Source organism: Streptomyces lavendofoliae, assembly GCF_014649735.1.
Lineage (GTDB): Bacteria > Actinomycetota > Actinomycetes > Streptomycetales > Streptomycetaceae > Streptomyces > Streptomyces lavendofoliae.
Window position 1 is genome coordinate 301153 of the sequence record NZ_BMTP01000002.1, and the last position, 24458, is coordinate 325610.

A 24458-nucleotide genomic window follows, 5' to 3' on the forward strand; every position below is an offset into this window, starting at 1 on the left:
TGGCGGAAAGCACGGAGGGCACCATGAACGGCAGGACAGCTCTGGTCACCGGCGGCAGCCGCGGTATCGGCGCCGCGATCGCGGCACGGCTGGCCCAGCAGGGCTTGGACGTCGCGATCACGTACGAGAGGGACCGGGAGGCGGCCGGCGAGGTCGTACGGAGGATCGAGGCGGCGGGCCGCCGCGGGGTCGCCCTGCGGGCCGACGCCGGCGACGCGGCCGAGGCGGCGGACGCGGTGCGCCGGGCCGCGGGCACGCTGGGCGGCGGGCGGCTGGACGTGCTGGTCAACAACGCCGGTATCGGGGTGCTCGGCCCGCTGGAGAGCCTGACGCCCGCCGATGTCGACCGGGTCCTGGCGGTGAACGTCCGGGGCGTGTTCCTGGCGTCGAGGGAAGCGGCGGCGCACATGGAGCGCGGCGGCCGGATCGTCACCGTGGGGAGCTGCATGACGCAGCGCGTGCCGGGTCCGGGCGGGACGCTCTACGCGATGAGCAAGTCCGCGCTGGTGGGCCTGACCCGGGCGCTCGCCCGCGAACTGGGCGGGCGGGGCATCACCGCGAACATCGTCCACCCGGGGCCGGTCGACACCGACATGAACCCGGCGGACGGCCCGTTCGCGGACGGCCAGCGGGCGCTGACCGCGCTGGGCCGCTTCGGCGTGCCGGACGAGGTGGCGTCACTGGTGGCGTACCTGGCCGGGGAGGACGCGGCGTATGTGACGGGCGCCGAGTACGCGGTGGACGGCGGCCACGCCGCGTAGGCCGCACGGGGGGAAGGCGCGGGGCGCACCGGTGCTGTCGGGCCGGTGCGCCCCTCGCGTACGGGCAGGTGTCGTGCTGCCCGGGCCGGTCAGTTCAGCTCGTCGTGGCGGGCCGCCAGGCGCTTGGCCCCGTCGTCCGTCAGCGAGCCGAACAGGCGGAGGCGGGAGATGCCGCCGTCCGGGTAGATGTCGATCCGCACGTGCGTGCCGACCGCGGGCTCCGGCAGGACGAACCGGTGGTTGGTGTCCGGCTGGAGGCGGGTGCGCGGCAGGATCTCGGTCCACTCGCCGCTCTCGCCGTCGCGTGACGAAAGGGCGGCCCAGCCGGCGCTGTTGCCCTTGAGGTACGCGGTGTCGATCTCGACCGCGCGGATCGCGGACTGCTCGACGAGCTGGTAGCGGATCCAGTCGTTGCCCCTGTCGCGGCGGCGGCGGGTCTCCCAGCCGTCGTCCATCTTGCGGGAGCGGCCGGGCTGGATGGTGTTGGTGGCCGGCGAGTAGAAGCGGTCGGAGGCGTCCTCGACCCGGCCGCCGTTCTCCAGGGCGACGACGTCGAAGGTGCCGAGCGCGGCGAGCCAGGCGGGGTCGGGGGCGACCTCGCCGTACACCCGCAGCCGGGCGATGCCGCCGTCGGGGTGCTGCTTGACGCGCAGGTGGGTGAAGCGCCGCTCGGCGTCGACGGCGAAGCCGTTCGCCGCGTGGCCGCCGATGGCGGTGCGCGGCACGAGGGTCGTCCACTCGACGTCGTCGGCCAGGAGCCGCTCGGGGGACGGTGAGCCGGCCACGGAGGTCGCCTCCACGGAGACGGCCTGCGGGTAGTTGCCGCGGAAGTGGGCGGTGTCGACGACGATGCCGCGGACGACACCGGGCGCGCCCAGGCGTACCAGCGCCCAGTCGTGGTCCTCGTCGGCCGGGTGGGGCTCGTCGGCCGAGACACCGCGGCGGCGGCGGGTCTCCCAGCCGTCCATGATCTTGCCCTTGTGCCCGAAGTGCTCGGGGTCGAACTCGGCGGGCTCCGGCTTGAGCATGTTCTCGCGCTCGGCGAAGAACTCGTCGTTGGCGGCGATCACGCCCGCGCCGAGCCGGCGGTCGGCGAGGTCGACGAGGCCGCTGAAGGGGAAGTCGGCGGTGCGGTGGTCGGCGTACGGGTCACCGCCGCCGTAGGGGCTGGCGTCGCCGGTGAAGCGGGGTATGCCGGTCACGGGGGTCACTTGTTCCTTTCGAGCAGCCGGCCGGTCGGCTCGGCCGGGATGCCGTTGTCGGCGATGCGCGTGCCGCGCAGCCAGGTGGACTTGACGACGCCGTGCAGGGTCCTGCCGGCGTACGCGGTGACCTGGTTGCGGTGGTGGAGGGCGGCGGGGTCGACGGTGAAGGTCTCGTCGGGCGCGAGGACGGCGAAGTCGGCGTCCCGGCCGGGTGCGATGGCGCCCTTGCGGTCGAGGCCGGCGAGCCGCGCCGGGGCGGTGGACATCCAGCGGACGACGTCCTCCAGGGTGTGGCCGCGGCGGCGGGCCTCGGTCCAGATGGCGGGCAGGCCCAGCTGGAGCGAGGAGATGCCGCCCCAGGCGGTGGAGAAGTCGGGGGTCTTGAGGTCGGCGGTGGAGGGCGAGTGGTCGGAGACGACGCAGTCGATCGTCCCGTCGGCGAGGCCCTGCCACAGCGCGTCCTGGTTGGCCGCCTCCCGGATGGGCGGGCAGCACTTGAACTCCGTCGCGCCGTCCGGGACCTCCTCGGCGGTGAGGGTGAGGAAGTGCGGGCAGCTCTCGACGGTGATCCGTACGCCGTCGCGGCGGGCGGCGGCGATCAGCGGCAGCGCGTCGCTGGAGGACAGGTGGAGGACGTGCACGCGCGCGTCGAGCCGCCTGGCCTGGTCGATCAGGTTCTGGATGGCGGTGTTCTCGGCGTCGCGGGGCCGGGAGGCGAGGAAGTCGGCGTACTTGGGCGAGCTCTTCTGCGGGGCGGCGGCGAGGTGGTGCGGGTCCTCGGCGTGCACGATCATCAGGCCGCCGAAGCCGGCGATCTCGGCGAGGGACGCGGTCAGCTGCTCCTGGTCGAGCTCGGGGAACTCCTCCACTCCGGAGGGCGACAGGAAGCACTTGAAGCCGAAGACGCCGGCGTCGTGCAGGGGGCGGAGGTCCTTGACGTTGTCCGGCAGGGCGCCGCCCCAGAACCCGACGTCGATGTGGGCCTTGGAGCGGGCCACGTCCTGCTTGGTGCGCAGGTTGTCGACGGTCGTGGTGGGGGGCAGGGAGTTGAGCGGCATGTCGATGAGCGTGGTGATGCCGCCGGCGGCGGCCGCGCGGGTGGCGGTCCAGAAGCCCTCCCACTCGGTGCGGCCGGGGTCGTTCACATGGACGTGGGTGTCGACGAGGCCGGGGAGGACGACGTGGTCGCCGACGTCCTCCAGCCGGGCGCCGGCCGGCACCCCGGCGTCGTGGGGCAGTACCGCCGCGATGCGGCCGCCGGCGACGGCGACCGAGGCGGGGCGGGTGCCCTCGGGGGTGATGACGCGCGTCGAGCGCAGTACCAGGGTCACGTCCGCGTCCGCCTCGGCGGTCGCGGCCACGTCGTCCACGTTGGCGTTCAGGTCCACGTTCCCGTCCACATCGCCTTCCACTTCATCGGCCGCGCGGGCCGGTCGGCTCATCGTTCTTCAACGAACTGTTGAAGGAGTCTTCACTCCGGAACCTCCCTCGTCAAGGGTCGCCCGAGGAGGCGGCGGGTGGCGGAGGAGCGACTTGGATGTTTCCATGAAGTGGAAAGAGAATTTCACCCAGGAGAACGTAGCTCCCCACATGCGGAGGACCGGCATACCTTCGCGGAACCCCGCGGACACCCGGACAAACAGCGCCTGACCGGCGAAGACGTCCCTTCGCGGGCGATGTGCCCGGCGGAAGGGCCCGGTAGGCTGCTGCCTTGCCCATCCGCCTCGAAAGGACCGTTGACGTGCCGACGTCCAGCGCCAGCACCACCGACGCCGCCAAGCCCGCCGCCGCGACCGGCGGCGTCCAGTCCCTGGAGCGTGCCTTCGACCTTCTGGAGCGGATGGCCGACGCCGGGGGCGAGGTCGGGCTGAGCGAGCTCTCCACCAGCAGCGGCCTGCCGCTGCCGACCATCCACCGGCTGATGCGCACGCTGGTCGCCTGCGGCTACGTGCGCCAGCAGCCCAACCGCCGGTACGCGCTCGGGCCCCGCCTCATCCGGCTCGGCGAGTCCGCCGCCCGCCTGCTCGGCACCTGGGCCCGGCCGTACCTGGCCCGGCTCGTCGAGGAGACCGGCGAGACGGCGAACATGGCGCTGCTGGACGGCGACGAGATCGTGTACGTCGCCCAGGTGCCGTCCAAGCACTCCATGCGCATGTTCACCGAGGTCGGCCGGCGCGTGCTGCCGCACTCCACCGGTGTGGGCAAGGCGCTGCTGGCCCACACCCCGCCGGAGGAGGTACGGGCGCTGCTCGCCCGCACCGGGATGCCCGCCGCGACCGAGAAGACGATCACCACTCCGGACGGCTTCCTGGAGGCCCTGGAGCAGGTCCGCGCGGCCGGGTTCGCCGTCGACGACAGCGAACAGGAGATCGGCGTCCGCTGCATCGCGGTCTCGGTGCCCGACTCCCCCACCGCCGCCGCCATCTCCATCTCCGGACCGGCCGGCCGCGTCACGGAGGCCGCGACGGAGAGGATCGTCCCGATCCTCCAGGGCATCGCCAACGAACTCTCCACGGCCCTGGCCAACCCCGCCAACAACGGCACCGCCTGACCCACCCCGGAGCCCGCCCGGTCCCCGTCCCGGTGGGTGGGTCAGCCGGAGCCGGCCGCCGAGAGCCTGCCGTCCCGGACGGTGACCGTGCGGTCCGCCCGCTCCAGGTGGGCGCGGTCGTGGGTGACCAGCACCGTGGCCGTGCCGCGCTCCCGGGTCAGCACCGCCAGCAGGTCGAGGACCGCCGCCCCGCGCTCGTGGTCCAGCGCGCTGGTCGGCTCGTCGACCAGCAGGACGGCCGGGTCGTTCATCAGCGCCCGCGCGATGTTGACGCGCTGGCGCTGACCGCCGGAGAGCTGGTGGGGTCGCCGCCGCGCGAGGTCCGCGAGGCCGACCGCGTCGAGGAGCTCCATGGCCCGCCGCTCCCCGTGCCCGCGCCCCGCCAGGTGCGCCATCACCCGGAGCTGCTCGGCGGCGGTCAGCGACGGCAGCAGGTTCGGCTGCTGGAAGACGATGCCGATCCGCTCGCGGCGCAGCGCCGCCCGGTCGGCCCGGTCCAGGGTGCCGGTGTCCGTGCCGGCCACGACCACCCGCCCCCGGTCCGGTGCGACCAGCGTCGCGGCGACCGCGAGCAGGCTGGACTTGCCCGAGCCGGACGGGCCGACGACCGCCGTCAGGCCGCCCTGCGGGACCTCCAGGGACATGTCGTCCAGCGCGGTCAGCCGCCCGTCGCCGTCCGGGTAGGTCAGGGTCACGTCCACCAGGTGCAGGCTCATCGGGCGCTCCCGAGCGCGGTGAGGGGGTCGACGGCGGTGATCCGCCGGATGGCCAGGGCCGCGCCGAGCGTCCCGAGCAGGGCCATCACGGCGGCGGGGCCGAGCAGGGCGAGCGGTTCGAGCGCGAAGGGCACGTCGCCCCGCCCCACCAGCGCGCCGGCACCGGCGGCCAGCCCGGTCCCGAGCAGGATCCCGGCGGCCAGCATCGAAGCCGCCTGCCCGAGGGCGTCCTTGAGGAGGTACGGGGTGGAGGCGCCGAGTGCCTTCAGCACCGCCACGTCGCCGCTGCGCTGGATCGTCCACACCGTGAAGAACGCCCCGATGACGAGCGCCGAGATCGCGAAGAGGAAGCCGCGCATGAGGCGCAGGCTGCCGTTCTCGGCGCGGTAGGACCCGATGGCGTCGAGTGCCTCGTCGACGGTCGTGCTCCGGGTGCCGGCGGCCCGGTCCCCCGCCGCCGGGTCGATGCCCTCGCCCCGCAGCGCGACGACCGTCGCCCCCGTGCCCGCGAGGGCGTACCAGTCGGCGAGGGACGTCCACACCACCGGCGTGTGGCTGTACGAGGCGTCGCCCGCGACCGCGGCGACCGTCACCTCCAGCCGGCCCAGCCGCACCCGGTCGCCGGGCCCCACGCCCAGGTCCCCGGCGGCCGGGGCCGACAGCACCACGCGCCCGGGGGCCAGGTCCGCGCTGCGGGGGCCGATCCCGGCGCCCGGCTCGCTGCCGAACGCCGAGACCGCCGCAGTGCGGTCACCGGCCGCCGCGTCCAGCGTGCGGATGCCGACGGGCTCGGCGGCGGTGACGCCCGGCTGCCGCGCCCAGGTCCGCCACGCCTCCTCCGCCAGCACCGAGCCGGTGAAGGACACCGGCCGGCCGGGCGGCGGGGCGGCGAAGGCCAGCCGGTCGGCGGGCAGTCCGGTGATCGCCGAGACGTTCTCCCGGGCAAGCCCGGCCGTCAGCCCGGACAGCAGCCCGACGAGCAGGGTGATCAGCACGATCACCGTGCCCATCAACGTGAATCGCCCCTTGGCGAAGCGCAGGTCTCTCCATGCCACGAACATGCGGCCCAGCCTGCCGACGAGCGCCCCGGGCCGGCATCGCACGCCGGACGGGCACGGCGTCAACCTTTCGGTTGAGGGCGCAGGCGCCGGGTCCGCCTACGCTGGACGAGTCATGGATCCCCGTTCCCTCACCCCTGTCCTGCGCGTCCTGCGCGTCTGTCCGCACCTGCTGGTGGCGGGGCTGCTGGCGCCGGCCGCGCTGCGGGCCGCGACCCCGGCCGCCGTCGCCGCGGCGGCCGCCACGGGCGCGGTGTACGCGGTGGGGTCCGCCCTGCGTGCCGTGCGGGAGTCCCGGCCGGCCGCCGCGCTGTGGCTGGGTGCCCTGACCGCGTCGTGGCTGGTGCTGCTGGCGGTCACTCCGGACGGTCTGTGGCTGGCCTTCCCGCTGTACTTCCTGCACCTGCACCTGCTGCCCGTACGCTGGTCGCTGCCGGCCGTCGCGGCCACCGCGGGCGCGGCGATCCTGTCGTACGTACACCATGGCGCGCCGCTCAGCCCGGGGGCGTTCATCGGCCCGCTGCTGGGCGCGGCCGTCGCCGTGGCCACCGTCCTCGGCTATCAGGCGCTGTACCGGGAGAGCGAGCGGCACCGGCGGCTGGTGGAGGAGCTGACCTCGACGCGGGCGGAGCTGGCCGCCGCCGAACGGCACGCGGGCACCCTGGCCGAGCGGGAGCGGCTGGCCCGCGAGATCCACGACACGCTGGCGCAGGGCCTGTCGTCGATCCAGCTGCTGCTGCGGGCCGCCGAGCGCGCCCTGCCGGAGAGCTCCCCGGTCGCGGCCGGGCACATCGAGCGGGCGCGGCGGACCGCCCAGGACAACCTGGCGGAGGCACGGCGGTTCGTCCGGGCGCTGGCCCCGGCCGACTTGGAGCACGGCTCGCTGGCGGCGGCGCTGGAGCGGCTGTGCGAGACGCGCGGGCCGGGGGCGGGGCCGCGGGTCCGGTTCGCGGTGAGCGGCACGCCGGTCGCGCTGCCGACGCCGTACGAGGTGGCGCTGCTGCGGATCGCCCAGTCGGCGCTGGCGAACACGGTGCGGCACGCGGGCGCGCAGCGCGCCGGGATCACCCTGACGTTCATGGACGCCTCCGTCACGCTGGACGTGGTCGACGACGGCAGGGGCTTCGGCCCCGGGTCCCGGACGCCGTCCCCGGCGGGCGGTTTCGGCCTGCCGGCGATGCGGTCGCGGGCGGAGTCGCTGGGCGGCACGTTCACCGTCGAGTCCGCGCCCGGCCAGGGCACCGCCGTGGCGGTGGCCCTTCCGCTGCGTTCGGGAGGGGTCGGATGACCGTCCGTCTGCTGCTGGCCGACGACCACCCGGTGGTCCGCGCGGGGCTGCGCGCCGTCCTGGACACGGAGCCGGACTTCACGGTGGTCGCCGAGGCCGCCACCGCCGAGCGGGCGGTCGAGCTGGCCGGAGGCGTGGACGTCGTACTGATGGACCTCCAGTTCGGCGCCGGGATGCACGGCTCGGAGGCGACGGCCGTGATCACCGCCCGTCCGGGGGCGCCGCGGGTGCTGGTGCTCACCACGTACGACACGGACGCCGACATCCTGGCGGCCGTCGAGGCGGGCGCGAGCGGCTACCTGCTCAAGGACGCGCCGCCGGAGGAGCTGGCGGCGGCGGTCCGCACGGCGGCGGCGGGCCGGTCCGCGCTCGCCCCCGCGGTGGCGCACCGGTTGATGGACCGGATGCGGACGCCGGCGCAGGCGCTCACCAAGCGGGAGCTGGAGGTGCTGCGACTGGTCGGGGAGGGCCTGTCCAACCAGCAGATCAGCAAGCGGCTCTTCCTCAGTCAGGCGACGGTGAAGTCCCATCTGGTGCACGTCTACGCCAAGCTGGGCGTCGACTCGCGGACGGCGGCGGTGGCGGCGGCCACGGCCCGCCGCCTGATCCGCCGCTGACCGCCCCCGGGCACGTCGTCGGAGGCATGGTGTCCGAGCGGCCGGCCGGGGGCGTCGCGCGCCGGATCGGTCCTGCCGGTCGTCGTCCCGGACGCCTGCGCCTTGCCGTACCCGCAAAGTCCGTTGGCCGCCCGGGGCACGAGCGCGCAGCCTGGTTCCCGCCCGGACCGCCGAAATGGGGAGGCAGCACCATGACGACTCACGCAGCCAGCGGAAGCGAACGGAGCGCCGGTGACGACGCGCCGCCGAACAACCGGGTCCACCGCATCCGGGCCGGCGAGCTGGACGGTCACGCCGCCATCAGCGGCGGCACGGTCGGCTCCGAGAAGCTCTGGATGGGCATGGTGGTGAACCCGCCTCTGAGTTCCACGGACAATCACCACCACGGCGACTCGGAGGCGGGTGTCTACGTGGTCAGCGGTCACCCCGTGTTCGTCTATCACGACGGCACACAGGAGGTACGGCTGGCCGCCGGACCCGGTGACTTCTTCCTCGTTCCGCCGTTCGTCCCGCACAGGGAGGAGAACCCCGACCCGATCGAGCCCGCGGTCGTCGTGATCGCCCGGACCACACAGGAGCCGATCAAGGTTTCCGTGCCGGAGCTGTACCGGCTCGAAGAAACGGACACGCGGGAGGGAAGCACTGTTCCGGACACTCCCTGGCGGGGCTGTTGCTGAAGAGTTCCACCGCGCGCCACTCCCGCGGCGAAACTCAGGAGGTGGCTTCCGGGGCGATCGCGCCGCGCCACACGGTCACGTCGAGCGTGACGTAGTGACTGGGGTCGGACTCGGGCGACCTGCCCTGGTACGTCACGAGGCCGACGTGCCCGCCGTTGGTCAGGACGCACAGCTGGGATCCCTTGGACAGGGAGTCGAGGTCGACCCGGTCGGCGTACCGGGTCTCGGTCCGGCAGGTGTCCAGGTCGCCCTTCTGGCCCGTGCGCAGCAGGATGAGCCGCCCGTCCTCGACGGAGATCTTCTCCAGGTTCCAGTCGTAGGCGACGTCCACGTTGGCGTCGTCGCCGAGCGGCTTGACGGGGTCGTCGCCCAGCGTCAGGTGGTAGCCGTCCGTGAGGTCGATGCCCTGGTACGTGGCGGGCGTCGGGTTGGCGACCGGCTCCGGCGGCTCCTGGGAGGCGGGCGTGTCGGGCGTGGGGCCGGCTCCGCCGGTCCCGCTGTCCCCGGTCGCCGGGGGCTGGGGGGTGGGGTCGGTCCTGGGCTGGTCGCGGCTCTCCGTCCGGCCGCCGTCCTTGGGGTCGTCGCCCGACATCATCACGTAGACGCCGCCGCCGGTGAGCCCGGCGACGAGCAGCGCGGCGGTGAGGCCGAGCATCAGGTTCCGCTTCGTCTTCCTGCGGGGCGGGACGGGGGCGGCGGCCGTGACCGGGGCCGGTCCGGTGACGGCGTACGGCGGCGGCGTGGCGTGGGCCTGCGGGTAGCCGTACGCCGGGTTCGGGCCGGGGTTCGGGTTCGCGGTCGGGGGCGGCGTGGGGGCGTGGGCGGCGGGCGGCGGGCCGAAGCCGGGCGGCGGGGTCGCCGGGGCCGCGTGAGCGGTCGGGGGGTGGGGCGCCGGTGCGGCGGCCTGGAAGGGCGGCGGGGTCGCCGGGGCGGTCGGGGGCTGGGCGGGCGGCGGGGGCGTGGTGGCCGCCGCCGGGGCGGGCGCCGCCGCTCGGGTGGTGATGTCGGCGGCGACGGCGCCCGGCAGCCACTCCTCCGGGCGGCGCAGCGCGGTCTGGTCGCTGGCGGCCTGGCAGAGCGCCAGGATGTCGGTGACGGAGGGGCGCGCCGCCGGGTCCTTCGCCAGGCAGCGGCTCACCAACTCGCGGAGCCGGTCCGGGAGTCCGTCGAGGCGCGGCTCCTCGTGGACGATCCGGTACAGCACGCCGTGGGAGGTGCCCTCGCCGAAGGCGGGGCTGCCGATCGCCGCGTACGCCGTGACCTGGCCGAGCGCGAAGATGTCGGTGGCGGCGGTGACCGTGCGGCCGGCCGCCTGTTCGGGCGACATGAACGACGGGGTGCCGATGGTCACCCCGCTGCCGGTGAGCGAGGTGGCGTCGGCGGCGCGCGCGATACCGAAGTCGATCACACGGGGCCCGTCGGCGGCGAGCAGGACGTTCGCGGGCTTGAGGTCGCGGTGGACGATCCCGGCGCCGTGGATGACCTGGAGGGCCTCGGCGATGCCCGCCACCAGGAGCAGCACCGTGTCGACGGGCAGCCGGCCGTGGGCCTGCACCGCGTCGGCGAGGGAGGGGCCGGGGACGTACGCGGTGGCCAGCCAGGGCTGGCGGGCGTCGGTGTCGGAGTCGATGACGGGCGCGGTGTACAGGCCCTGGACGCGCTGGGCGGCCTGCACCTCCTGCGCGAACCGGCGCCGGAACTCGGCGTCCTCGGCGAAGTCGGGCCGGATCACCTTGATGGCGACCGGCCGTCCGCCCGGGGTGTACGAGAGGTACACCTTGCCCATGCCGCCGGCGCCGAGCCGCGCGGCGAGCCGGTACCCGGCCACCGATCGCGGGTCGTCGTCCTCGAGCGGCTGGAAAACCGTTCCCTGGCGTGCCGGACCACCACTCATCAACCCATGTCCCCCGTAACGGACTTCGCACTGTCCCTGCTGATCATCGCTGATCACCGCCGGATCGATTCGATCCCGGACCCGCACCTTATCCAAGGCGCGGCCCCCTGTTCACCCGCGCGCGGGGACGTGCGCATGCGGTATGCACTCCACATGGGACATACGACGACAGAGGGACCGCGGATCGCCGGGCTCCTGCTCGCGGCGGGCGGCGGGCGGCGGCTCGGCGGCCGCCCCAAGGCCCTGCTGGAGCACCGGGGGCGGCCACTGGTCGAGCACGCGGTGGGCGCCCTCCGGGCGGGGGGCTGCGAGGTGGTGCACGTGGTGCTGGGCGCCGCCGCCGGCTCGGTGCGGGAGAGGGCCTCGCTGCCCGGCTGCGTCCTGGTCGACAACCCGGACTGGGCGGAGGGGATGGGCTCGTCGCTGCGCGCGGGGCTGGCGTCGCTCGCCGCGGCGGGCACCGCGGACGCGGCGCTCGTGTCGCTGGTGGACCAGCCCGGGATCGGGCCGGAGGCGGTGCGGCGGGTGGCCGCCGCGTACCGCACGCGCGACGCGCTGGTGGCCGCCGCGTACGAGGGGAAGCGCGGGCATCCGGTCCTGATCGGGGCGGACCGGTGGGCGGGCGTGGGGGCGAGTGCGGAGGGGGACCGGGGGGCACGCGCCTATCTGAGGGAGCACCGGGGAGCGGTCGTCCTCGTCGAGTGCGGGGACGTGGCCGAGGCGTACGACATCGACACCCCGCAGGACCTGGCGCACCTGGAGTGAACGGCATGGCACCGAGCGCCATGTTGTGTCGACCCGGAGAATCTCGACATCAACAAACCATTGAACTTCCACTATGAGGAAACTAGTATCCACTGATCAGAAGCACCCGATCGTCAGAAGGCGCCCGTGACCGTATCTCGGCACCCGCGGCACTCAGTGCCGCGCGCGTACGCCCGGCGGCCGCTGCACGCGCCGCGCCACAGTCCCCGCTGAAGGAAGTGACAGCTCATGTCCGCACCAGCGCCGTCCCCGCTGGCCATCGTCGAAGCCGAGCCCCTGCCCCGGCAGGACGAGGTCCTCACCGACGCGGCCCTGGCCTTCGTGGCCGAGCTGCACCGGCGCTTCACGCCGCGGCGTGACGAGCTCCTCGCCCGCCGCGCCGAGCGCCGCGCCGAGATCGCCCGCACCAGCACCCTGGACTTCCTCCCGGAGACCGCACAGCTCCGCGAGGACGACAGCTGGAAGGTCGCGCCGGCCCCGGCCGCGCTGAACGACCGCCGTGTCGAGATCACCGGCCCGACCGACCGCAAGATGACCATCAACGCCCTGAACTCGGGCGCCAAGGTCTGGCTCGCGGACTTCGAAGACGCGTCCGCCCCCACGTGGGAGAACGTCGTCCTCGGCCAGCTCAACCTGATCGACGCCTACGAGCGGAAGATCGACTTCACCGACCCGCGCACCGGCAAGGCGTACGCCCTCAAGCCGGCAGACCAGCTGGCGACGGTCGTCATGCGCCCGCGCGGCTGGCACCTGGAGGAGCGCCACCTGCGCTTCGGCGGCCGCCCGGTCCCCGGAGCACTGGTCGACTTCGGCCTGTACTTCTTCCACAACGCCCAGCGCCTCATCGACCTGGGCAAGGGCCCGTACTTCTACCTGCCGAAGACGGAGTCCCACCTGGAGGCCCGTCTCTGGAACGACATCTTCGTCTTCGCCCAGGACTACGTCGGCATCCCGCAGGGCACCGTCCGCGCGACCGTGCTGATCGAGACGATCACGGCGGCGTACGAGATGGAGGAGATCCTCTACGAGCTGCGCGACCACGCGGCGGGCCTCAACGCCGGCCGCTGGGACTACCTCTTCTCGATCGTCAAGAACTTCCGTGACGGCGGGCGGAAGTTCGTCCTCCCGGACCGCAACGCGGTGACCATGACGGCCCCGTTCATGCGCGCCTACACCGAACTGCTGGTGCGCACCTGCCACAAGCGGGGCGCGCACGCGATCGGCGGCATGGCGGCCTTCATCCCGTCCCGCAAGGACCCCGAGGTCAACAAGGTCGCCTTCGAGAAGGTGAAGGCCGACAAGGACCGCGAGGCGAACGACGGCTTCGACGGCTCCTGGGTCGCCCACCCCGACCTGGTCCCGATCGCGATGGCCTCCTTCGACGCCGTCCTGGGCGACCGCCCCCACCAGAAGGACCGCCTGCGCGAGGACGTCTCGGTGGCCCCGGGCGACCTCATCGCCATCGACTCGCTCGACGCGAAGCCGACGTACGAGGGCCTGCGCAACGCCGTCCAGGTCGGCATCCGCTACATCGAGGCGTGGCTGCGCGGCCTCGGCGCGGTGGCGATCTTCAACCTGATGGAGGACGCGGCCACGGCCGAGATCTCGCGCTCGCAGATCTGGCAGTGGATCAACGCGGGCGTCGTCTTCGAGAACGGCGAGACGGCCACGCCCGAGCTCGCCCGCCGGATCGCGGCCGAGGAACTGGCCGCGATCCGCGCGGAGATCGGCGAGGACGCCTTCACGGCCGGCCGCTGGCAGCAGGCCCACGACCTGCTCCTCCAGGTCTCGCTCGACGAGGACTACGCGGACTTCCTCACCCTCCCCGCGTACGACCGCCTCGTCGGCTGACCCGCACCGCCGCGAGGACCGCTCCGCCCCCTGACGACGCACGACGTCAGGGGGCGGAGTCCTGCCCGCCCCGGTCCTCGGCTCCGGGAACGGGCGGGTCAGGGCATCACCACCGTGCGCTGGGCCGAGAAGTCGCCCCAGGTGCCGTCCGGGAGTTTGGCGCGGAGTTTGACGGTGTAGCGGGTGCCGGGGGCGTCGGTGACGGTGAAGGTGTAGGTCACCTCGCCCGGCGGGGGCTGGGCGCCCCAGACGATGGTGGTGGCGAAGGCGCCGTTCAGGAACAGCTGGTGCTCCTTGACGGGGGCGCCGGTGGCCGGCGGCGTCCAGGTCAGCGCGACCGCGCCCTTGCGGGCCGTCGCGGTGAGGCCGGTGGGGGCGGTGCTGGGGCCGGAGCCGGGGGCCGGGGTGGTCGTGAGGTCGACCGGGGGGCTGTCGGGCGAGGAGTTGTCGGCGGCGTCGCGGGCCCGGACGGTGAAGGTGTAGACGGTGCCCGGGCGCAGGTTGGCCAGGCGCGCGGAGGTGGCGTCGCCGGGGACGCTGTGGACGCGGGAGCCGGCCTGGTAGACGTCGTAGGCGGTGACCCCGGCGGCGTCGGTGGCGCGCCCCCAGGTGAGGGTGACCGCGCGGCTGCCCTCCACCGTGCCGCGCAGGGCCGGCGGGCGGGTGGGCGGCGTGGTGTCGTCCGGGGCGGACGCGGGGGTGGTCACGGGTACGGCGGCGCCGGGCGCGGACAGGTTGCCCGCGGCGTCCCGGGCGCGGACGGTGAAACGGTACGCGGTCGAGGGCTTCAGCCGCTCGACGTCGACCATGGTCCGGCCGGCGGGGACCGCCGCGACCTTCCGGCCCTCCTGGAGCACGTCGTAGCCGGTGACCGCCCTGTCGTCCGTCGAGCGCTCCCACATGACGTGCACGGAGGTGGCGCTGCCGGCCTGGGCGGTGACCCCGGCGGGGGTGGAGGGGCGTTCGGTGTCCCTGGCCTCGTCCGCGTCCGCGCCACCGCCGCACCCGCCGAGCAGGAGGGCGGCGGCGATGGTCGACACGGCGGCGGTGAACGGGCGTTGCACGGTCGGCCTCCACGTACGACTGGGTATTGGTCCAGACCTGTATGGCATACGTGGGGGGAGGCTTCAAGAGCGCGGACGCCATCGGTCGCGGCGCTTCCCCGCGTTCGTCCGTCGCAGCGCCTTCACGGTGTGCTCGGCCAGGGTCGCGACCTCCGGGTCGGGGTGATGGGCGGCGAGGGCGTCCATGACGTCGCGGGCGGTGTCCCGGTCGGCCCGGACCAGTGCCCCGGCCAGGGCCCGGGCGCCGCCGGGCCAGTGGGAGGCGGCGGCGTCGAAGGCACCGGGCAGCGCCCGGGCGCCGGCGTCCGGTTCCGCCGCGCCGGCGGCGGGCGGACGGGCCCGCAGGTCGCGGTGGCGGTGGTCGTCCAGCTCCTCAAGGGTCAGCACCGCGCGGGCGTCCTGCGGCACGCGCTCGGCGTCCCGGGGGGCCGCCTCCCCCCGCGCGGCCAGCAGCCGGTGGGCGCGGGCCCCGGTGGCGGGGTGGGTGAGCGCGCCGCGCAGGGCCTCGGCGGGGACGGCGGCGAGCGCGAGGCGGGCGAACAGCCCGGCGGTGTCGACGCCGTGGAAGTCCGCGGCCTTCGCCGCCTCGACGGCGCCGAGCAGCTCGCCCCAGGCGGTGACGCCCCGGCCCGCCGTCCAGCGGGTCAGCGCGTCGGCGGCCGTCCGCTCCGGCCAGCTCCCGACGGCGGCGACCACCTCGGCGGCCTCCCACTCCGAGATCTCCTCGTCGCCGGGGGCCGCGACGTGCCCGGCGGTCAGGACCCGCCGGACGACGGCGCCGCCCAGCGGGGTGAGGCCGTAGGCGTCGCCCGCCCGGAAGACGCAGCCCGTCGCGGCCAGCCGGTCGACCACCTCCGCCAGGGCCCGGGCGTGGGCCTCCAGGTCCGCCGGCTCCACCAGGTCGTCCAGGTCCGGGGCCGGGACGCCCAGCAGGGCGGGGAGCCGGTCGCGGGACGGCATCGCGTACGGCCGCCCGTCCGGCCCGCCGTCCGGGACCGGGACGGGGGCGTCCTCCAGGTCCGGGTCGACCGGCAGCCCGCCGCTCTCGGCCGCCTTGCGGACGACGGAGTCGGGGGTGCCGCCCCGCTCGTACAGCGCGTACAGCAGGTGCGCGGCGTCCAGCGCGTACTCCGAGCCGGAGGTGGCGCCGACGTCCTCGACGACCGCCGCCAGGACGTCCGCCGCCAGGTCGGTCAGCTCCTCGGGGGTGCCGTCGGCCCAGACGGCGGCGGCCGGTCCGGTGAAGCAGCGCTCGGCGATCGCGGGCGGCACGTCGCCGGAGCCCGCCGCGAGCGCGGCCGGCAGGGGGGCGGCGTGCAGCAGCGCCCGGATCCGGTCCGGGGCGGGCGGTTCGGGCGGCGGGGGGAGGGGCCTCGTGGCGTCGCCGTAGTAGTCGAGTTGCTCGCCGAGCAGCCGGTCCGCGAGGGCGAAGTGGGGGATCGACTCGGGGCCGGGCGCGAGGGCGGCGTGCGGGCCGTCCGGTTCGGCGAGCGCCTCGCCCAGGCCCGCGGCCGTCCAGCGGTCGCCGAGCGCTGCGGCGACCCGCTCCAGCTCGGCGGGGAGCTCCTCGTCGGGACGGTCGGCGTCCAGGAGGAGGCCGGGCAGCAGCGGGCCGGCCGGGGACGGCGCCTCCACGTCCCGCGCGAAGGCCGCGAGCAGCGCCTCGCCCAGCCGGACGCGGACCGCGAACGTGCGGGCGGCGACGTCGGAGCGGTGCAGCGGCGCGGGGAGGGCCGGGCGGTCGGCGTGCGGGGTGTCCTCGTGGGCGGCGAGCCACGCCCGTACGGCGTCGGGGTCGCCGGCGTCCACGCCGTCGGCGCGCAGCAGGGACGCGTACCAGCGCGGCCAGGTCAGGTTCCACGGATCGGCCATGGCACGGCGGAACTCCGGTACGGCCTCCTCGATCGCGGTGAGCAGCCGGGCATGCCGCTTGGCGTTCAGCCGGCCGTCCGCCCGGAGCCGGCCGGCGAGCGCGGCGAGGATCTCCGGGACCGCGTCGACCTCCTCAGGGGTGCCCCACAGCAGCACGGGCAGGTCCTCGTGGAGCACGGGGCCCAGCAGGCGCGCCGTCGGCTCGGGCACACCGGTCCTGCGGTCGGCGCCGCGCAGGGCGAGCAGCGTGAGGACGGCGTCCGCGGGGCGCGCGGGCAGGGGGTCTTCGCCGCGGGCCTCGCGTTCCTTGTCCGCCCGGGCCAGGAAGTCGGCGAGTCCGGTGTTCGGGGCGGGTGTACGGAGAACGGTCACTCGGGGAGCGTATGGGCCCCGCCCGCGCGGGGGCGGTCGCGCGCCCGGGTGGCTAGCCCGTTCAGGCGACGCCGTCGCCCGGTGGGCGCGCGGCTGCGGCGCTCGACGGGCCCGGGGCGGGGAGGCGGCGCTCGACGGCGGGCACGCGCGTGCGGCTCCCGCCCCGGTCCGGTGAAACGATGAGTTTCCGGGCCGCCGGCGGTCTGCCCTCACATGGACAAGCACACGGAGGCAGCCATGCTCGATCTCGGACCCGCGACCCGTCGGGTGGCGGACCTGCTGGAGGGTGTCGCCGACGACCGGCTCGACGGCCCGACGCCCTGCCCGGACTACACCGTCCGGGACCTGTTGGCCCACCTGGCGGGCCTCGCGGTCGCCTTCCGGGACGCCGGGAGGAAGGCGTTCGGGCCCACCACCGACACCAGCCCGCAGTCCGGCCTGCCGCCACTCGACGACGACTGGCGTGCCGCGCTCCCCCGCCGGCTCGACGAGCTCGCCGCCGCGTGGCGGGAGCCGGACGCCTGGGCGGGCACCACCCGGGCGGGCGGGGTCGTCCTGCCGGGCGAGGTGGCGGGGCTGGTCGCGCTGAACGAGGTGCTGGTCCACGGGTGGGACCTGGCGCGGGCCACCGGCCAGGAGTACGCGCCGGACGACGCGTCCCTGGAGGCCTCCCGCGCCCTGCTCGGCTCCGCTGCCGAGGACTCGGAGCAGAGCCCGTTCGGCCGGCCCGTCCCCGTACCGGACGGTGCTCCGCTGCTCGACCAGGTGGTCGGCCTCAGTGGCCGGCGCCCCGACTGGAGCCCCTCGGCGAACGCCTGACCTCGGTGCGCCCTGTCGGCACCCACCCCTGGGCCCCGTACCGCGCGCCGGACGGGGGCCCGGGCACCTCAGAGGCCGTGCCGGAAGGCGACTCCCCCGAGCGCCGCTCGTGCCCGGAGAGGCTCGATGCCCCCGCCGGATGGCGGCGGGACCGGGTCCGGGGCACGCCGTCCGCGGCCCGGCGTGTACGACTCCGCCGGCGACGGGTTCGTCCCGGGGCGCCGGCGGCGGACGGCGTGGCCGGGGCCTGAACGGGCGCACGGCGCGTACGGCACCGCCGGTGCCGTACGCGCCCACCGATCCGGCCCTGCGGCCGTCAGCGCGCCGGTGCCGGCCTGGCGGCGCGGGTCTCGGAGATCTCCTCCCCCGGTTCCATGGGGGCGGTGACCTCGTCGGCGTCGCGGCCTCCCTTGCCCAGGTGGTTGAAGACCAGGTTGAGCAGGACGGCGGCGACGCAGCCGGTGGAGATGCCGGAGTCCAGAATGATCTTCGCGGTCTCCGGGAAGGCGTGGTAGAACTCCGGCTCGGTGATCGGGATGATGCCCACGGCCAGCGAGACCGCCACGATCAGGACGTTGTTGTCCTTCTCCAGACCGGCCTTGACCAGGGTCTGGATGCCGCTGGCCGCGACCGATCCGAACAGGACGACACCGGCGCCGCCGAGCACCGGGCGCGGGACGACCGAGATCAGGGAGGCGGCGACCGGCGACAGGCCCATGAGGACCAGGAAGCCGCCGCCCGCCGCGACCACGAACCTGCTGCGGATCCTGGTCATCGCCACGAGGCCGATGTTCTGGGCGAAGGCGCTGCACATGAAGCCGTTGAAGAGCGGGCTGATGGCCGAGCCGAGGGTGTCGGCGCGCAGGCCGGCCGCGATGGTCTTCTCGTCGGCGGGCCGCTCGACGATCTCGCCGAGCGCCAGCATGTCGGCGGTCGACTCGGTCATCGACACGAGCATCACCACGCACATGGAGATGATCGCGGCGAGCGCGAACTGCGGTGCGCCGAAGTGGAACGGCGCCGGGAAGCCGACGACGTCCGCCTCGATGACGGGGGTGAAGTCGGTGACGCCGAACGGTACGGCGATCAGCGTGCCCAGGACCAGCCCGATGAGGACCGCGATCTGCTTGACGAACCCCCGGGTGAACCGCCGCAGCACCAGGACCAGGGCCAGGGTGATCGCCGCGAGGGTGAGGTAGGTCGTCGACCCGTAGTCCTTCGCCGCCGGATCGGGCCCCTGGGCCCAGCCGAAGGCGACCGGCAGCAGGGAGACCCCGATCAGGGTGATGACGGTGCCGGTGACGACCGGCGGGAAGAACCGGACGAGCTTGCTGAAGTACGGGGCGGCGATGAACCCCAGCAGGCCGGCGACGATGATCGCGCCGAAGATGACCGGGAGGGCGTCGGCCTTGTCGTCGGTGGTGTCGACGATGGCGAGCATCGGGGCGACACCGGCGAAGGTGACGCCGTTGACGAACGGCAGCCGGGCGCCGATCTTCCAGACGCCGAGGGTCTGCAGGAAGGTGGCGAGGCCGGCGGTGAAGAGGCTGGCACCGGTGAGGAAGGTGAGTTCGGTGCCCGAGAGCCCGACGGCGGCTCCGACTATCAGGGGCGGGGCCACCACGCCCGCGTACATGGCGGCCACATGCTGGAGGCCGCTGGTGAACATCCTCAGGGGCGGGAGCGTCTCGTCGACCGGGTGCTTCCGGTCCGCCGGGGCGGCTCCTGCGTCGGCGCCCTCGGGGGCGTCGGTGGCGTCTGCGTCGTTGCGAAACCTGGGCTTGGCGGCCACGTGGGTTCCTCCGGTCGGTTACACGTGCTCGGGGACGTGGGTTTCATGGAGGTGGTGCAGGTGTTGCGCCCGGGGGGGTGTGCCGTCGTATCCCGACACCCTTCACCGTTCCGGGGGGTGCGTACCTCCTTGCGGTACGGCACCCCCCGGTCCGGCTGCCGCGGGCCCCGCTCGGGTCCGCGGCGACCGGTCGAGGGCCGTCCCCCTCGACCGGACTTCGTGGATCGCCCACCCGCGTCAGGCGCGGGCGGCGATGTGCGCCACCGGGGGGTCAGCCCCGGGCGGCGATGTGCGTCGCCGGAGGTCAGCCCCGGGCGGCGATACGGGCGAGGCGCTGGGCCTCGTCCCGGGTGGAGCGCGCGATGGCGTCCTCGTCGACCGTCAGCAGACGGTTGTCCGCGACGATCTGCCTGCCGTTGACGAACGACGCGGTGACCGGCGCCGCCGCGCCGAAGACCAGCGCGGTCACCGGGTCGGCGATGGAGGCGTGGGCGAGCGTGTCCAGCTTCCACAGCACGAGGTCGGCGAGCTTGCCCGCCTCCAGGGAGCCGATCTGCGAGGCGCGGCCCAGGACCTGGGCGCCGCCGTACGTCCCCAGGCGCAGGGCCTGGCGGGCGTTCAGGGCGGCCTCGCGGTGCACCGGGTTGAGGCGGTTGATCAGCAGCGCGTTGCGCAGTTCGGTGTGGAGTTCACCGGACTCGTTGGAGGCGGTGCCGTCGACGCCGAGGCCCACCGGTACACCGGCCTTGAGCATGTCGGGTACGCGGGCGATGCCGGCGGCGAGGCGGGCGTTGGACGACGGGCAGTGCGCCACGCCGGTCTTCGTCCGGGCGAAGGCCTCGATGTCGGAGTCGTTCATGTGGACGCAGTGCGCCATCCACACGTCCTCGCCGAGCCAGCCGGTGGACTCGAAGTAGTCGGTGGGGCCCATGCCGAACAGTTCCTTGCAGAACTGCTCCTCCTCGACGGTCTCCGAGCCGTGGGTGTGCAGGCGCACGCCGAGGCGACGGGCCAGCTCGGCACCCTGCTTGAGCAGCTCGGTGGAGACGGAGAACGGTGAGCAGGGCGCGACGGCGACCTGCGTCATGGCGTCGAAGGAGGCGTCGTGGTGCTTCTTGACGGTCTCCTCGGTGGCGGCGAGGGCCCCTTCGAGGGTCTCGACGGCGAAGTCCGGCGGCAGGCCGCCGTCCTTCTCGCTGCGGTCCATGGAACCGCGGGCGAGGGTGAAGCGGACGCCCATCTCGGAAGCGGCCTTGATGATGGCGCCGGACAGGTCGCCGGAGTCCTTCGGGTAGACGTAGTGGTGGTCCATGGCGGTGGTGACGCCGCCGCGGGCCATCATGCCCAGGGAGCCCTGGGCGGCCGCGTACCCCATCTGCTCGTCGATGCGCGCCCACGTCGGGTAGAGGGCGACCAGCCAGTTGAACAGGTTGTGGTCGGTGGCCAGACCCCGGGTGATCCACTGGTAGAAGTGGTGGTGCGTGTTGATCAGGCCCGGGGTGACGAGGTGGCCGGTGCCGTCGATGCGCCGTACGACGCCCGTCAGACCCTCCGGGGCCTTGCCCGCTCCGATCGACTCGATCCTGTTGTCCGCGATGACCAGGTGACCCGAGGCGTACTCGGTGTCGTGGGCGTCGACGGTCGCGATCGCGCAGTTCTCGATCACGATGCGCTGGGGCGCGCTCTGGGCTGCCGAAGGTGCCATGGTGCTTCCTTCTTCTGTCAGTGGCGGTGGCTGGGGGTTCCCCCGGACGGGAAGTCCCGGGGAGGGCACGGCAGGACCCTAGGAGGATTTGAGTGCCGGGGCCTGGTGACGGCTCCGGGTGCCGAGGTGGTGGAAGAACAGGTTGAGCAGGACCGCGACCAGCGCTCCCGCGCTGATCCCGGAGCCGAGGACGGTCTGCGCCCAGGCCGGGAACTGGGCGTAGAAGGTGGGGGCGGCGAGCGGGATGATGCCCGCTCCCAGGGCGACGGCCACCAGGATGATGTTGGAGCTGTCGTCGAGCCCGGCCTCGGACAGCGTACGGATGCCGCTGACCGCGATCGAGCCGAACAGGACGATTCCGGCGCCCCCCAGGACGGGCATGGGGACGAGCGAGACGACCGCGCCGAGCACCGGGAAGATCCCGAGGACCAGGAGCGCGCCGCCGGCGACGGCGACGACGTAGCGGCTGCGCACCCGGGTGAGGGAGACGACGCCGACGTTCTGTGCGAAGGCCGAGGTGGGGAAGCCGCCGAAGACGGGGCCGATCAGGGTGGCGACTCCGTCCGTGCGCAGGCCCCGTGTGATGGTCCTGCCGTCGGTGCGGCGTTCGCAGATCTCGCCGAGGGCGAGCATTCCGGCACTGGACTCGGTCATCAGCACCAGCATCACGATGCACAGCGACAGGATCGCGGCGGGCTGGAACTCGGGGGCGCCGAAGGCGAAGGGCGCGGGCAGGGCCGCGACGGGCGCCTCCTTCAGGGCGGTGAAGTCCGCCATGCCGAAGGGGATCGCGGCGAGGGTACCGGTGAACAGGCCGAGCAGCAGGGCGATCTGCTTGACGAATCCCCGGCCGAAGCGCTGGAAGAGCAGGATGACGACGAGGGTGAAGGCGGCGAGCGCCAGGTGTCTCGTGGCGCCGAAGTCGGCGGCGTGTTCGTCCCCGCCCTGCGCCCAGCTCACCGGTACGGGCATCAGGGTCACCCCGATGAGGGTGATGACGACTCCGGTGACGAGCGGCGGGAAGAAGCGCAGGAGCCGGCCGAAGAAGGGGCCGACCACCAGGCAGAACACCCCGGCGACCATCACGGCGCCGTAGATGGCGGGGAGTTGCCGGCCCGGGGCGCTGGTCTCGGCGATGGCGAGCATGGGCGCGATGCCGGCGGAGGACGCGGCGTTGACGAACGGGAGCCGGTTCCCGGCGAAGTCCGCGACGCCGACGGTCTGGAGGATGGTGGCGAGGCCGGCGATGAGCAGGCTCGCCGCGATCAGCCGGGTCATCCCGGCGGTGTCCAGGCCGGCGGCCTGGCCGATGATGAGCGGAGGGGTGACGACGCCCGCGTACATGGCGGCGATGTGCTGGAGCGCGGCGGGGACGAGCCGCGAGAAGGGGAGCTTTTCGTCCACCGGGTGACAGGGGATCTTCTCCGGTGGGGTGGAACACGGGCCTTCTGGTGCGGGCCCCGGTGCGGGCTGTGCCATTGCTGGTCCCTCCGGTCCGGTGCCGCCCCGCCCTCCGTGAGGGCGGGCGGGGCGGTCATCGGCCTGGCAATCAGAGGTTGGTCATGTCGACCGGGATCTGCGGCTCCACACCGTCCCGGAGGATGGTGGCCTCGATGAGGCCGTAGGGGCGGTCCGCCGCGAAGTAGACCTCGTTGTCGTTCTTCAGCCCGAACGGCTCGAGGTCGACCAGGAAGTGGTGCTTGTTCGGCAGAGAGAAGCGCACCTCGTCGATCTCCGACCGGTTGTTGATGATGCGCGAGCCCATCTGGTACAGCGTCTGCTGCAGCGAGAGGGAGTAGGTCTCGGCGAAGGCCTGGAGCATGTGCTTCCTGACCTGCTCGTAGGACTTCTCCCAGTTGGGCATCCGCTGCTCGTCGTCGGTCCAGTTGAACCGCCAGCGGCCGGAGACCTGGGTGGCGAGGATGCGGTCGTACGCCTCCTGGAGGGTGGTGTACTTGTCCTTCACGTACCCCCAGAACTCCGAGTTGGTGGAGTTCATCACGACCAGGTCCTTCAGACCGGAGATGACCTGCCAGTTCTCACCGTCGTAGGTGATCTCCGTGACGCGGGTCTCCTGGCCCTTGCGGACGAAGGAGTGCTTGACCTCGTCGGCGCCGATGAACTTCGAGTTGGCGTCGGAGGTCTCGATGCGCTCCCAGGCGTACTCCTCGATGCGGATGCGCGCCCGGTGGATCGGCTCCTGCGACGTCACGAAGTGACGGGCGAGGTGGATGCCGAACTGCTCGGCGGACTCGATGCCGTACTCCTTGGCGAACGCGTACACCGTGTTCTTGGTGGTGTCGGTCGGCAGGACGTTGGCGTTCGAGCCGGAGTAGTGGACGTCGTCCATGTCGCCGGAGAGGGCGACCGAGACGTTCAGGTCCTTGATGTGGTGGGTGTCGCCGTCCCGCGTGATCTTGACGACGCGGTTCTCTGCTTTGCCGTACTGGTTCTGGCCGAGAATCGTGGGCATGTGTCTGCTAGCTCCCTCGGTAAACGGAGTAGCCGAACGGGTTGAGCAGCAGCGGTACGTGGTAGTGCTCGCCCGGTACGACGGCGAACGTGATCGCCACCTCCGGGAAGAACGCGCCGCTGTCCCTTACGCGGGGGGCGTCCTGCTGCGCCTCGGCTTGCTTCACTGTCTTGTTCGAACGCGTGAAATACGCCTCGGTCTCGAAGTCGAGGCGTACGTGGGTGGTGCCTTCCGGCAGGGCCGGCAGGTCCTTGCAGCGCCCGTCCGCGTCGGTCGCCGAGGCGCCGAGTTCCGCCCATCCCGCCGCGGACCCGCTGCGGGCCGACAGGGAGACGGCGACGCCCTCGGCGGGGCGGCCGATGCTGGTGTCCAGGATGTGCGTGGACACCGAAGCGGTGGTGTCGGTGCTCATGCGGCGCTCTCTTCCTCTACGAGACGGGTCAGCCGGATGCGGTTGATCTTGCCCAGTTCGGTGCGGACGATCTCCCGCTCCTGCTCGGGCGAGTTCCCGATCCGCGTGCGGACCGCGTCGCGCATCTGCTCGCCGGTCCGGCCGGTGGCGCAGATGAGGAAGACGTGCCCGAACTTCTCCTGGTAGGCCAGGTTCAGTTCGAGCATCTCGGCCTTGAGGTCCTCGGAGGCCCCGGCCATCCCGCTCTGTTCGCGGGAGGAGGTCGGGTCGCCGGGCTTCGGGCGGCCGATCGGCGGGTGCCCCGCCATGGCCTCGGCCAGGTCCCCCGCGGTCAGCTCGGCCGTGGCGGCGTCGCTGGCGAGAAGGAGGGCCTCGGTGGTGGCGTACGGGCGCTGGGCGAGCAGCTTGCTCCCCCACGCCGAGCTGGCGCACACCTCACGCAGGGCGGCGAGCGCGTCGCCCTCCGCGGAGGTGTTGAACCGGGTGAGGCCCGTGGGGGATTCGGGGTCCTCCCCCGAAAGACGCTGTGTACTCGAAGTCACGGGAGCCTCCGTGGCTGTTTTCCT

Annotated in this window: 21 protein-coding genes; 8 read left to right on the forward strand and 13 right to left on the reverse strand. The window is 73.8% G+C overall.

All coding sequences use genetic code 11. The features are described from left to right. The first annotated feature begins 23 nt into the window (after positions 1 to 23). Positions 24 to 761 (forward strand): SDR family oxidoreductase, encoded by a 738-nt coding sequence (locus IE109_RS04260; RefSeq protein WP_189549180.1) that lies wholly within the window; start codon positions 24 to 26, stop codon positions 759 to 761. Positions 762 to 850: 89 nt separating this feature from the next. Here the strand turns inward: IE109_RS04260 and alc are convergent, their stop codons facing one another. Next, positions 851 to 1963, reverse strand: a complete 1113-nt coding sequence (alc, locus tag IE109_RS04265) for an allantoicase (RefSeq protein ID WP_189549182.1) — start codon at positions 1961 to 1963, stop codon at positions 851 to 853. A 5-nt stretch (positions 1964 to 1968) separates the two neighbouring features. Further along, positions 1969 to 3327, reverse strand: a complete 1359-nt coding sequence (allB, locus tag IE109_RS04270; protein ID WP_229890602.1) for an allantoinase AllB — start codon at positions 3325 to 3327, stop codon at positions 1969 to 1971. Positions 3328 to 3707: 380 nt separating this feature from the next. Here allB and IE109_RS04275 point away from each other — a divergent pair, with 380 nt between their 5' ends. Beyond that, positions 3708 to 4517, forward strand: coding sequence for an IclR family transcriptional regulator (locus IE109_RS04275; protein WP_189549186.1), 810 nt, complete (start codon positions 3708 to 3710; stop codon positions 4515 to 4517). A 41-nt stretch (positions 4518 to 4558) separates the two neighbouring features. On the opposite strand, the gene IE109_RS04280 is transcribed toward IE109_RS04275, so the two are convergent. Together IE109_RS04280 and IE109_RS04285 are read right to left on the reverse strand one after the other, a co-directional pair. Beyond that, complete coding sequence (locus IE109_RS04280; RefSeq protein ID WP_189549187.1) at positions 4559 to 5233, reverse strand: ABC transporter ATP-binding protein; 675 nt, start codon at positions 5231 to 5233, stop codon at positions 4559 to 4561. Further along, positions 5230 to 6294 carry an ABC transporter permease gene (locus IE109_RS04285; RefSeq protein ID WP_189549188.1) on the reverse strand — a complete coding sequence of 355 codons (1065 nt, stop codon included), beginning with the start codon at positions 6292 to 6294 and terminating at the stop codon, positions 5230 to 5232. The genes IE109_RS04280 and IE109_RS04285 overlap by 4 nt, the downstream gene beginning before the upstream one ends. A gap of 112 nt (positions 6295 to 6406) precedes the next feature. Here IE109_RS04285 and IE109_RS04290 point away from each other — a divergent pair, with 112 nt between their 5' ends. From IE109_RS04290 to IE109_RS04300, 3 genes are all read left to right on the forward strand, one after another. Beyond that, a complete protein-coding gene (locus IE109_RS04290; protein WP_189549190.1) occupies positions 6407 to 7579 on the forward strand; it encodes a sensor histidine kinase in 1173 nt (390 codons plus the stop codon). Then, positions 7576 to 8196 (forward strand): response regulator, encoded by a 621-nt coding sequence (locus IE109_RS04295; protein ID WP_189549192.1) that lies wholly within the window; start codon positions 7576 to 7578, stop codon positions 8194 to 8196. The genes IE109_RS04290 and IE109_RS04295 overlap by 4 nt, the downstream gene beginning before the upstream one ends. A 191-nt stretch (positions 8197 to 8387) precedes the next feature. Next, the gene (locus IE109_RS04300) at positions 8388 to 8873 is read left to right on the forward strand and encodes a cupin domain-containing protein (protein ID WP_189549194.1); all 486 of its coding nucleotides are present in this window, start codon (positions 8388 to 8390) and stop codon (positions 8871 to 8873) included. A 34-nt stretch (positions 8874 to 8907) separates the two neighbouring features. On the opposite strand, the gene IE109_RS04305 is transcribed toward IE109_RS04300, so the two are convergent. Further along, a complete protein-coding gene (locus IE109_RS04305) occupies positions 8908 to 10767 on the reverse strand; it encodes a protein kinase domain-containing protein (RefSeq protein WP_189549196.1) in 1860 nt (619 codons plus the stop codon). 153 nt (positions 10768 to 10920) lie between these two features. Here IE109_RS04305 and IE109_RS04310 point away from each other — a divergent pair, with 153 nt between their 5' ends. Further along, positions 10921 to 11532 carry a nucleotidyltransferase family protein gene (locus tag IE109_RS04310; RefSeq protein ID WP_189549198.1) on the forward strand — a complete coding sequence of 204 codons (612 nt, stop codon included), beginning with the start codon at positions 10921 to 10923 and terminating at the stop codon, positions 11530 to 11532. 228 nt (positions 11533 to 11760) lie between these two features. Next, entirely contained in the window at positions 11761 to 13383 is a 1623-nt protein-coding gene (gene aceB / locus IE109_RS04315; RefSeq protein WP_189549200.1) for a malate synthase A, read from the forward strand. 98 nt (positions 13384 to 13481) lie between these two features. On the opposite strand, the gene IE109_RS04320 is transcribed toward aceB, so the two are convergent. Then, a complete protein-coding gene (locus tag IE109_RS04320; RefSeq protein WP_229890533.1) occupies positions 13482 to 14447 on the reverse strand; it encodes a fibronectin type III domain-containing protein in 966 nt (321 codons plus the stop codon). A 63-nt stretch (positions 14448 to 14510) separates the two neighbouring features. Beyond that, positions 14511 to 16691, reverse strand: coding sequence for a hypothetical protein (locus IE109_RS04325; protein ID WP_189549204.1), 2181 nt, complete (start codon positions 16689 to 16691; stop codon positions 14511 to 14513). A gap of 237 nt (positions 16692 to 16928) precedes the next feature. Between IE109_RS04325 and IE109_RS04330 the strand changes: the two genes are divergently transcribed. After that, entirely contained in the window at positions 16929 to 17510 is a 582-nt protein-coding gene (locus IE109_RS04330) for a TIGR03086 family metal-binding protein (protein WP_189549206.1), read from the forward strand. A 316-nt stretch (positions 17511 to 17826) separates the two neighbouring features. Here the strand turns inward: IE109_RS04330 and IE109_RS04335 are convergent, their stop codons facing one another. The 6 genes from IE109_RS04335 to uraD form a co-directional block, all read right to left on the reverse strand. Next, the gene (locus IE109_RS04335) at positions 17827 to 19302 is read right to left on the reverse strand and encodes a nucleobase:cation symporter-2 family protein (protein ID WP_189549208.1); all 1476 of its coding nucleotides are present in this window, start codon (positions 19300 to 19302) and stop codon (positions 17827 to 17829) included. A 304-nt stretch (positions 19303 to 19606) separates the two neighbouring features. Next, complete coding sequence (locus IE109_RS04340) at positions 19607 to 21007, reverse strand: 8-oxoguanine deaminase (RefSeq protein WP_189549210.1); 1401 nt, start codon at positions 21005 to 21007, stop codon at positions 19607 to 19609. 78 nt (positions 21008 to 21085) lie between these two features. Continuing rightward, the gene (locus tag IE109_RS04345) at positions 21086 to 22486 is read right to left on the reverse strand and encodes a nucleobase:cation symporter-2 family protein (RefSeq protein ID WP_189549211.1); all 1401 of its coding nucleotides are present in this window, start codon (positions 22484 to 22486) and stop codon (positions 21086 to 21088) included. 70 nt (positions 22487 to 22556) lie between these two features. Then, entirely contained in the window at positions 22557 to 23480 is a 924-nt protein-coding gene (pucL, locus tag IE109_RS04350) for a factor-independent urate hydroxylase (RefSeq protein ID WP_189549213.1), read from the reverse strand. 7 nt (positions 23481 to 23487) lie between these two features. Then, positions 23488 to 23892, reverse strand: coding sequence for a hydroxyisourate hydrolase (gene uraH, locus IE109_RS04355; RefSeq protein WP_189549215.1), 405 nt, complete (start codon positions 23890 to 23892; stop codon positions 23488 to 23490). Further along, positions 23889 to 24434 (reverse strand): 2-oxo-4-hydroxy-4-carboxy-5-ureidoimidazoline decarboxylase, encoded by a 546-nt coding sequence (uraD, locus tag IE109_RS04360; RefSeq protein ID WP_229890535.1) that lies wholly within the window; start codon positions 24432 to 24434, stop codon positions 23889 to 23891. Before uraD ends, uraH begins: the two co-directional genes overlap by 4 nt. Between the last annotated feature and the right edge of the window lie 24 nt (positions 24435 to 24458).